We start from the raw sequence: 9,431 nt of genomic DNA, 5'->3' as shown, positions 1-9,431 counted from the left end.
CTGACCCGCAAGCTCAACAGCGCCGCCCGCTTCAGCTACGGCGGAGTGCTCCTGCGACTCGACAGCCGCTTCGCCGGCCTCAGTGTCGGCCTGGTCCGAGACCGCACCCGCCTGCACGTCTACTACGTACTACGGCTCCAGCCGCCTGGCGACCTTCCAGCTCGGCGTCCACCACCCCCACCCCACCCGCTGACTGTCCACCATGTCCCCGGCACAACCTGTCCACCATGTCCCGGGTATTGACAGGGCTGCCGAGGCGCCGGTGAGCCCGATGCGCGACGTCTCGCCGGCCGCGCCGCCCTAGGCGAACCACCCCGACGGGGCGAGGCCCGCCCCGCTCGCCATCTGCGGCACGTAGTGGTCGGTGAACACCTGCGCGATCAGCTCCCGGCGGCTGCGGACGCCGACCTTGGCGAACACGCGCTTGAGGTGGTCCTGCACCGTGTACGCCGACAGGTGCAGCGAGCGTGCGATGTCCGCGGTGTCGACGCCCTGCAGCACCATCGCGACGACGTCGCGCTCCCGCTCGGTGAGCCCGTACGACGCGACGACCAGCGGGATGATCTCCGGCGGGCGCGCGTCGTCGATCGTCACCACCACGTCCGGGGTCCCGCCGTGACGGCTGACCAGCGGGGACGCGTGGGCGACGATCCAGTTCCCGCTCGCGGTCCGCAGCCGCGCCCGCGGGGTGACCGCGCCGGGGGTGGTGCTCATCCGCCGGGCCGCCGCCACGAGGGCCTGCACGATCTGGGGGAGTGCGGAGGCGCCGAGCTCGGCGCACCCGAGGTCGGCGAGCCGCTCGGCCGCGCCGACGTTGGCCTGCGCCACCTCGCCGTGCCCGTCGACCACGAGCACCGCCGGACCCGAGATCGCCACCCGGCCGTCGTCGGCGACCGCCGCGGCGACCAGCCCGCTGCGCACCCCGCGGGCGAGCCCCTCGGCGATCGAGGCCACGAACGCCTGCTCGGCGGCGGTGAACGTGCGGCCGCCGCCGTGGAAGAGGGCAAGCGCGCCCCACGTCACGCCGTCGACCCGCAGCGTCGTCCGCAGCTCGTCGGAGAAGTCCCACACGGGCCGGAACAGCTCCGCGTGCCGCCGGGACCGGTGCGGGTCACCCCCGCTGCGCTCCTGCAGCGTGATCACACCGGACCCGGTACTGGACAGCGACCGGAAGTCGTAGAGGTCCTCGACCTCGTACTCGTGGTACGACCACTCCACGTCGTGGTCGTCGTCGAGCTCCCCGCTCTTCACGTTGGCCGTGACGATGTGGGTGGCCGGATCGACCGAGGCGAAGCAGCTCGCGGCGACCGGCATCGCCCGGTTCAGCAGATCCGTCGCGGTGCGCCCGAAGGTCTGCCAGTCCAGGCCGGCGACCGCGAGGGCGTCCAGCTGCCCCCGCACGCGCTCCGGGCTCAGCGTGCTCATGTCACGCAAGGTAGCCCTCGACAGGGCATTCGGGGTACCCCAGAAATCTGGGAACGGGATGGCCCAGGTTGTTGGGATGGGCTTCCCGACGGCGGGTCGCCAGGCTTCTCGGCATGACGAACACCGAGGTCGACGCCACGATCCGCATCAACCCGACGAGCTGGAACCTCGGGTTCCACTACGACCAGGCGCAGCTCCGGCCCGCGCCGAGCCGGATACTCACCGTAGCCGGACAGGGGTCGATCGACGCCGACGGCACCTTCCTGCACGCCGACGACGTCGCCGCCCAGATGGCACTCGCGACCGCGAACGTCGAGGACATGCTCGCCCGCGGCGGCATGGACCTCCGCGACGTCACCCGCCTCGTGGTCTACGTGACCGACATGGACGCGGCCCTCGCGTCGTACGGCGTGCTCGTCGAGCGGCTCGCGGCCCTCGGGGCCACGCCCCCGGCGACGCTGGTCGAGGTCTCCCGCCTCGCCGTGCCCGGGATGGCGGTCGAGATCGACGCCACCGCCGGCCGCTGAGCGCACCCCGACCGAGCCCGTGACCCCCGCCCTCGTGCGGGAGCCCCGCCCGGGGGCTCCCGTCGTCCCGCCCCGTCGCACCACCCCCGCCAAGGAGAAGAGCCATGACCGCCGCCCCCGCCACCTCGACCGCCTCCCTCGCGATCCGTTCGCATGACCCCGGCTACGACGCCGCCGTCGCCACCTTCAACACCGCCCACCGGCCACGTCCCGACCTGGTCTGGGAGGCCCGCAGTCCCGACGACGTCGCCGCCGCGGTCCGCCGTGCCCGCGCCGAGGGCCTCCCGGTGACCGTGCAGGCCACCGGCCACGGCATCGCGTCCGACCTCGCGGGCTCGCTGCTGGTCTCGACCCGCCACCTCGACGACGTCCGCGTCGACCCCGGGCGCCGCGTCGCCGTCGTCGGCGGGGGCGCCACCTGGACGCAGGTCATCGCCGCCACCACCCCGCACGGCCTCGCCCCGGTCTGCGGCTCGTCCTCGGGCGTCGGCGTGGCCGGGTTCCTGCTCGGCGGCGGCCACGGGCCCCTGTCGCGGGAGTTCGGGGTCGGCTCGGACCACCTGCGCCGGGCGCTGGTCGTCACCGGCACCGGCGAGCTCGTCGACACCGACGACGACCCGGATCTCCTCGCCGCGCTGCGCGGCGGGAAGGCCGGGTTCGGCATCGTCGTCGAGCTCGAGGTGGACCTGCACCCCGTCACCCGCCTCTACGGCGGCGGCATCTTCCTGCCCGGGGAGGCCGCCCCGGAGGTCCTGCCGGCCTGGCGGGACTGGGTGACGACGCTGCCCGAGCACGCCTCCAGCTCGGTCGCGCTGCTCCGGCTGCCGCCGGACCCGTCGCTGCCGCCGCCGCTGCAGGGCCGGTTCGTCGTGCACCTGCGCTTCACGACGACGGCGGGTGCCGACGACGGCGCGGCGCTGCTCGCGCCGATGCGCGGACTGGACGTCGAGCCGATCGCGGACATGGTCGGGGAGATGCCGTTCGCCGCGATCGACGCGGTGCACGCCGACCCGACCGACCCGATGCCGGTGTGGGACGCGTCGACGCTGCTCACCGACCTGCCCGACGCGGCGCTCGACGCGCTGCTCGCCGTCGCGGGACCCGGCGTCGAGACCCCGCTGATCATGGCCGAGCTGCGGGCGTTCGGCGGGGCGATCACGCGGGGGCCGGACCTCGACTCGGTCGCCGGCCGCGACGCCCCGTTCGCGCTCTACGCGCTCGGGCCGATGGTGCCGGAGCTGGCCGGCGTGGTGCCCGTCGTCGTGCCGGGCGTCGTCGACGCGCTGGCGCCGTGGTCGGCGGGCGTGCTCCCGAACTTCCTGGGCGCCGCACGGGCCGGCGTGATCGGCCGGGCGTGGGACGACGCGACGCTGGCGCGGCTGCTCGCCACCCAGCGCCGGGTCGACCCGGACGGGCTGTTCCGGCAGGTCGGGACGCGCGTGGGCGGGTGACCGGCCCCCGGTGGCAGGAAAGCGTCGTTGCTGTCATCTCGTGACAGCAACGACGCTTTCCTGCCACGAGCAGGGGGCTACCGCACCTGGCCCACGAGCGCGTAGAAGGCCGACGGCGGTGCGGAGGGGTCGGCCACGGGCCAGTTCGTGGCGTCCACCAGTCCCGGCTCGACGACGTCGAGACCCGCCAGCAGCCCGCGGATCTCGGCCCGGCTCCGGTAGGTCACGGGCATCGCGCTGCCGCGGTAGGACTCCGCACCGGCCCGGAGCATCGCGGCCAGGTCGGGGTCGTCGAGGTCGTCGCTGCCATGGCTGATGGCGACGACGCTGCCGGGCGCCAGCCGGCGCCGGTAGGCGGCGAGCACCGCACCCACGTCGCCGGGCACGAAGTGCAGCACCGCGACCGCCAGCACGGCGACGGGCTGCGCGAAGTCGAGCAGGTCGGCCACCCCGGGCGCGGCGAGGACCGCGTCGGGGTCGGCGAGGTCGGCCCGCGTGACGGTGGCGGTGGGGAGGCCGCGGAGCAGGTCGTCGGCCACCGCGACCGCGACCGGCTCGACGTCGACGTAGGCCACCCGCGTGGCCGGGTCGATCCGGTGCGCGATCTCGTGCACGTTGCCGACGGTCGGCACGCCGGAACCGAGGTCGAGGAACTGGCGGACGCCCTGCTGCAGGCACCACGTGACGACCCGGCCGAGATAGGCCCGGTTGGCCCGCGCCGCCACCGGCAGGATCGGGGTGGCCGCGACGGCGCGCCGGGCGGCCTCCCGGTCGGCGGCGAAGTTGTGCGCGCCGCCGAGCAGGTAGTCGTAGACCCGCGCGGTGTTGGCCGTCTCGGGGTCCGGCCCGGTCACCCCGTCGGCCCTGCCGGCTCGAGTCGGTGGCATCCGACGGTGCGGTCGGCCTCGGCGGAGTAGAAGGACGACGCGGTCATGCCGATCAGCGTCGCCCAGGCCGTGGACGCGTCGGCGTGGGCGAGCCGCTCGATCACGTCGAGGATGACGACGGGGTCGGCCTCGAGCCCGCCGAGGGCGCGGACGCGCTGCAGCCGGAACACGCCGACGCCCTCGAGCGCCCGGGCCACGTCGGCCGGGAGCGTGCAGGCCCGCTCGGCCTCGGCGGCACGGGCCCGGATCTCCGGCAGGAGGTCGTCCAGCCGTGCGGAGAGGTCGTCCAGCCGTGCGGAGAGGTCGTCGAGGGTGGGGGCGGGCGGATCGCTGACCGAGGTCACGAGATCCATGCTGCCGCCCGGCGCGGTGTCCGGAAACCCGCCCCCTCCCCGTGGCAGGAAAGCGTCGTTGCTGTCACGACATGACAGCAACGACGCTTTCCTGCCACGGAGGAGGGGCGCCCCCTACGGCACCCGCACCATCTCGCCGACCGACGGCACGCCCCGGTCGTCGACCACGACCAGCATGTAGTTGCCGACCTGCAGCGTCTCGAGCTCGGGCGGCAGCGTCAGCTCCAGCGCATCACCGCCCGTCGGGCGGGCCTCGACGGCCACGGAGAACTGGTCGACCGCCGTGACGTGCGTGGAGGTCATGAGCCGCATGAGGCGCACCTTCGCGATGCGCTCGGCGTCGGGCGTCTGCACCACCACCGTGGTCCCGCGGCGCATGACGTCGGGCGCTCCGGTGATCTCCGGGCGGGCGCCCTGGAACAGGTACGGCGGGGTGTAGATCTCCAGGCGCTGCTCGAAGGTCCCCGGGACGGTGTTGCGCTCGTCGTCGAAGAGCGGGTCCGAACCCGCCGTCAGGACCCGCCCGTCGGGGAGCAGGACCGCCTGGCCGTGGTAGTTCCGGCCGACCTTGGGATCGGCGGCCTCGGTCAGCGTGCCGCCCGGCCCGCCCTCGGGGCGGAGCAGGTGGGCGTCGAGGACGTCGGAGTCGCCCTTGCCGCGGTAGTCGCGCGAGCCGTGGCTGATGAGCATCGAGTCGTCGGGCAGCGTCGTGAGGTTCGGGTAGCGGACCGGGTCGGGGAGCAGCGGGCCGGGCCGGAAGGCCGGGTCGGGCGCGTCGAGGTCGATCTCGTCGATCCGGGCGGTGGTCAGCGGGCTCTCCCCGATCCCACCGCCCCCGACGACCACCATCCGCTGGTCCTGCACCGGGCCGAGCCAGGCCGAACCCGCCGTCTCCAGCAGGTTCGGGTCGCGGAGCCCGGGTACGGGGCGCAGGACGTTGGTGTCGAGGTCCCAGAAGCCGGGGAGTCGTCCGGCCTCGGCCGGTCCGTAGCCGGAGTTCGCGCCGGTGTAGAAGAGGCGGTTCGGCGCCTCGGTGGCGAACACCGCGGGGTAGGTGGGGAAGTACTGCGTGAGCTGCTTGTCCTCGACGAACCGGTCGGTGCGCGGGTCGAAGTGCTCGGTCTCGCCGTTGAGCACGTTGCCGATGTTGTCCAGCCCCGACAGCGTCAGCACCTCGCCGTTCGGCAGGGGCGTCAGCGTCGGGTACCAGCGCGCGAAGTCCATGTCGTCGACCGGTGACCAGGTCTCGGCGACCGGGTCGAACGTGTACGCGCTCTCGGTGCCCTGGTAGTTCTGCTTGTCCAGGGTCAGGGCCTCGCCGAGCCCGTAGACGTCCTTCGCCGAGGCGGGGTCGAGGCCGGTGATCGCGTACTGCAGGCCGGGTTGCAGCGTGGTGCCCGCCGGCCCGGGCGCGACGGCCTCGACGAACACCCGCTCCTCGGCGGCGGTGACGGTGGCGCCGGTGCGGGTCGCCACCTTCGTCGCCGGCGGGAGCACGTTGGGCCGGATCGTGCGGTAGGCCTTGCCCTCGGGGGAGACGAACTCGGTGCCCGCGGGGATGTCGCGCCCGACGTCGGGGTTCTCGTTCTTCACCCGCATCGCGCCGCCGGCGTAGGTGACGGCGCCGTCGAGCTTCTCGTAGCGCGCGGTACCGCCCGCGACGAGCAGCCGGCCGTCGGGGAGCAGGGTCTGACCGCCGCAGAACATGTCGTCCGGCACGGGGATCACGCGGGACGCGCCGGTGGCAGGGTCGTAGAGCAGGCTCTTGAGGGCCCGCGTCGCGAACATGTCCTCCTTGTTGCCCGACCCGGCGATCAACAGGACCTTGCCGGAGGGCAGCAGGGCGGAGTGGATCGCGTTGACGCGCTGGTCGGGGGGCAGTTCGAGGACGTCCCACTTCCCGAACTGCCGCTGGTAGTCGAGCGAGTCGATCATCCGCTGGTACTGCCAGTCCTGCACGTAGGCGACCGCGGGCGGCAGGTTGACGCCGAGCAGGACGGCGAGGGCGATGACGGTCAGGACGAGAGGTCGCAGCCGGCGCGAGGTGCGCAGGACGACACCTCCTCGGGGAGGGGGTGGACGGGGCCCGGGATCAGGCGGGCACCGGAGGCCCCCGGGCGCCGCTCGCGTCGACCGCCCGCCCCGCCCGCAGGACGCCCCGACGACGGGTCGCCGCCGCTCCGTACGCCCGCTGCGGGCCCGGGGGACGGCGCCACCAGGACCGGGACAGCACCCGGTCGGCGGTCTCCCGCAGGTCGTCGGCGAGGCGGGCGCCGCCGAGCAGGAGCAGGGCCGCGGCGAGCGCGGCGGCCCCGTGCACGCCGAGCGCGGCGACGGCGGTGACGACGTGGTGGTCGGCCGTGGCCAGGACCGCCTCGAGGGCGACCTGGCCGAGCAGGAGGACGGCGAGCGCGGTCCACGGCCCGCGCGAGACGCGGCCGGTGCGCAGGGCGGCGGCCGAGACCACCGCGGAGACCGCGACGACGACGGTGAGGACTACCCCGGTCGGCCGGGCGCCACCGCCCACGAGGTGGGCGCCGAGGGCGAGCGCGGTGCCCAGCGCCGCCGCCACGGGGACACGGTGGGCCGGAATGTCCGGTCCGTGCCCCCCTGTCCACATGCGCCCGACTCTAAACGACGACGGAGGGTGACCCCCCGGTCCTCCGAGCGCTACTGCCGGTAGCCCTCGACCGTCCCGGCGTCCCGCTCGTGCGCCTCGCCCGGATCCTGCCCGGCGTCGCGCTGGGCCTGGCGCTGGCGCTTGAGGTCGTAGAGCCGGTCCCGTTCGACCTGCAGCTCGTGGAGACGCCGCGTGTCCTCCTCGCCGAGCCCGCCGTGGCTGCCGTTGCGCAGGGCGTGCTCGGCCTCGGCGTTCTCGTCGATCGCGCGGGCGAGTTCGGCGTCGGTGCGTGGTTCGTCAGCCATGGCCCCACCCTCCTCCCCGCAGCGCCCGCGGTCATCACCATGACGTGCCCGTGTCGCGGGTGTCCGGTGCGCACGAACGGGGAAGGCGGCATCGTGGGCGATCGCATCGACACCTCCCCGTCCGGTCCCTCGCCGACCGACGCGCTCCGCCGGGCGGCGCTCGACGCCCCGGCCGACCGCGTCGGCCCCGTGTGCGCCACCGAGATCGCCCGACGGCTCGGCGCGGACCTCGTCGAGCTCCGCCTCATCGACCGGGCGGGCAGGACGCTGCGGGCGGTGGGCACCTCCGGGACCTCGGCCGCGCCCCGGCCCCGGCGCGACGGGGACCTCCGTCCCGGCGTCGTGCACCGCGACCGGGACCGCGCCGACGTCGCCCTGGCGGCCCGGGGCGTCGTGCACGGCGTGCTGACGGTGCACGGGGCGACGGGCACGACCGACGAGCTGCTCGTCGATCTCGCCGAGCAGACCGCGCTGCTGCTGGTGCAGGCGTCCCGCATCACCGACCTCGTGGAACTCCGCCGGCGATCGACCTCGTACAGCGTCAGCGCCGAGTTCGGGTGGCAGTTGCTCCCGCCGACCTCCGTCGTCAGCGACCGGGTCCGGCTCGCCGCCGCGATCGAGCCCGCGCCGCGGGTCGCGAGCGACCTCTTCGACTGGTCGATCGACGGCGACCGGGTGTGGGTGGCCGTCGTCGACGCCCGCGGCCGCAGCCTGTCGGCCGCGCTGCCGGCGGCCCTCACGATCACCGCGCTCCGGCACGCGCGTCGCGCCGGCCTGTCCCTCGCGGACCAGGTGTCGCTCGCCGACCAGGTGGTCCACGACCACTGGCGCGGCCGCGCCGAGGTCGCCGCGACCGTGCTGTCGGTCGATCTGGACGCCGACCGGGCGGAGGTCGTGCGGGCGGGCGAGGAGCCGCCCGTCCTGCTCCTGCGACGCGGCGGCGCGGGAGGCCGCGTGTGGGAGCCGGGCCTGCCGATCCACGAGGCGCTCGGGTGCTTCGAACGATCGAGCTACCGCGCCGGGTCCGTCGAGGTCCTCGCCGGCGACGCCCTCCTGGTCGTCTCGGCGGGCGGGCCGGGGGTGCGGGACGCGGCAGGGCGGGCCTTCGGCGGGGAGGCCACCGGGGCGTCCTTCGGCGCCGCGGAGGGCCTCGCGGGGCTGCCGCACGCCCTCATCGAGTCGTGGCGGGAGCACGGGGGTGGCGAGCTCGCGCGGGACGCGACCGCGGTGGTGGTGGACCGCCGCGCCTGACCGGCTCAACCCCGGCCCGTGCCCGCCCCCTCCGCGGCCGCCGCGTAGGCGCGCGCCCCCCGTAGGAGCGCGTCGCGATCGTCCGGGTCCATCGTCGCCAGCACGCGCTGCAGGTGGCGGGCCCGCAGGTCCGCGAGCTCGGCGAGGACCTCGCGCCCGGCCGGGGTCAGCGAGAGCAGCGTGGCCCGGCGGTTGGTGGGGGACGCGCCCCGCTCGACGAGTCCGGCCGCCGCGAGCCGGTCCGAGAGCCGGCTCGCGGTGGACGGGAGCATCCCGGTGGCTCCGGCGAGGGTGGAGACCTGGGCCGGCCCCGTGGTGGCGAGGACCTGGAGCGCCCGCAGGTGGGCCGGGGCGACGCGGTCCTCGAGCTCCTCGGCGGCGCCGAGGGCGGCGTCGACGAGGTGGCGGAGCGCGATCTCGAGGTCGACGGCGTCCTGGCCGTCGTCGCGAGGTCCCGGCATCACACCCCACCCTGGCATGAGGAACGGGATCGGCGGGGACGCCCTCCCCGACGCGTGTCGGTGCGCACAACAACATGTGCGTTTCGCACGACGTGCATGCTGCGTATCCCAGGGCCGTGCGCACGCCGGGTGCGCCGCTTCGCGGGGAGAC

At 75.1% G+C, this 9,431-nt stretch carries 10 protein-coding genes; 3 read left to right on the top strand and 7 right to left on the bottom strand.

The features are described from left to right. Positions 1 to 300: 300 nt before the first annotated feature. Positions 301 to 1,425, bottom strand: coding sequence for a response regulator transcription factor (locus QSK00_RS29700; protein WP_285597037.1), 1,125 nt, complete (start codon positions 1,423 to 1,425; stop codon positions 301 to 303). A 113-nt stretch (positions 1,426 to 1,538) separates the two neighbouring features. Here QSK00_RS29700 and QSK00_RS29695 point away from each other — a divergent pair, with 113 nt between their 5' ends. Then, the gene (locus QSK00_RS29695) at positions 1,539 to 1,952 is read left to right on the top strand and encodes a RidA family protein (protein ID WP_285597035.1); all 414 of its coding nucleotides are present in this window, start codon (positions 1,539 to 1,541) and stop codon (positions 1,950 to 1,952) included. Between the two features lie 104 nt (positions 1,953 to 2,056). Beyond that, positions 2,057 to 3,403: an FAD-binding oxidoreductase gene (locus QSK00_RS29690; RefSeq protein WP_285597033.1), complete on the top strand. Its 1,347-nt coding sequence runs from the start codon at positions 2,057 to 2,059 to the stop codon at positions 3,401 to 3,403. Positions 3,404 to 3,480: 77 nt separating this feature from the next. On the opposite strand, the gene QSK00_RS29685 is transcribed toward QSK00_RS29690, so the two are convergent. The 5 genes from QSK00_RS29685 to QSK00_RS29665 form a co-directional block, all read right to left on the bottom strand. Continuing rightward, positions 3,481 to 4,257 (bottom strand): SAM-dependent methyltransferase, encoded by a 777-nt coding sequence (locus QSK00_RS29685; protein WP_285597031.1) that lies wholly within the window; start codon positions 4,255 to 4,257, stop codon positions 3,481 to 3,483. Beyond that, a complete protein-coding gene (locus QSK00_RS29680) occupies positions 4,254 to 4,634 on the bottom strand; it encodes an acyl-CoA dehydrogenase family protein (protein WP_285597029.1) in 381 nt (126 codons plus the stop codon). The genes QSK00_RS29685 and QSK00_RS29680 overlap by 4 nt, the downstream gene beginning before the upstream one ends. 123 nt (positions 4,635 to 4,757) lie before the next feature. Beyond that, a complete protein-coding gene (glxA, locus tag QSK00_RS29675) occupies positions 4,758 to 6,677 on the bottom strand; it encodes a radical copper oxidase GlxA (RefSeq protein ID WP_502872097.1) in 1,920 nt (639 codons plus the stop codon). Between the two features lie 58 nt (positions 6,678 to 6,735). Next, positions 6,736 to 7,215, bottom strand: coding sequence for a hypothetical protein (locus tag QSK00_RS29670; protein WP_285597025.1), 480 nt, complete (start codon positions 7,213 to 7,215; stop codon positions 6,736 to 6,738). 98 nt (positions 7,216 to 7,313) lie between these two features. After that, positions 7,314 to 7,568: a DUF2630 family protein gene (locus tag QSK00_RS29665; RefSeq protein WP_285597024.1), complete on the bottom strand. Its 255-nt coding sequence runs from the start codon at positions 7,566 to 7,568 to the stop codon at positions 7,314 to 7,316. Between the two features lie 93 nt (positions 7,569 to 7,661). Between QSK00_RS29665 and QSK00_RS29660 the strand changes: the two genes are divergently transcribed. Next, the gene (locus QSK00_RS29660; RefSeq protein WP_285597022.1) at positions 7,662 to 8,819 is read left to right on the top strand and encodes a PP2C family protein-serine/threonine phosphatase; all 1,158 of its coding nucleotides are present in this window, start codon (positions 7,662 to 7,664) and stop codon (positions 8,817 to 8,819) included. Between the two features lie 5 nt (positions 8,820 to 8,824). Here the strand turns inward: QSK00_RS29660 and QSK00_RS29655 are convergent, their stop codons facing one another. After that, positions 8,825 to 9,280, bottom strand: coding sequence for a MarR family winged helix-turn-helix transcriptional regulator (locus tag QSK00_RS29655; protein WP_285597020.1), 456 nt, complete (start codon positions 9,278 to 9,280; stop codon positions 8,825 to 8,827). Between the last annotated feature and the right edge of the window lie 151 nt (positions 9,281 to 9,431).

Origin of the sequence: Actinomycetospora sp. NBRC 106378, from assembly GCF_030269685.1 — a bacterium.
In the GTDB taxonomy this organism is placed as follows: domain Bacteria; phylum Actinomycetota; class Actinomycetes; order Mycobacteriales; family Pseudonocardiaceae; genus Actinomycetospora.
This window is presented reverse-complemented; position numbering and strand designations above follow the sequence as displayed.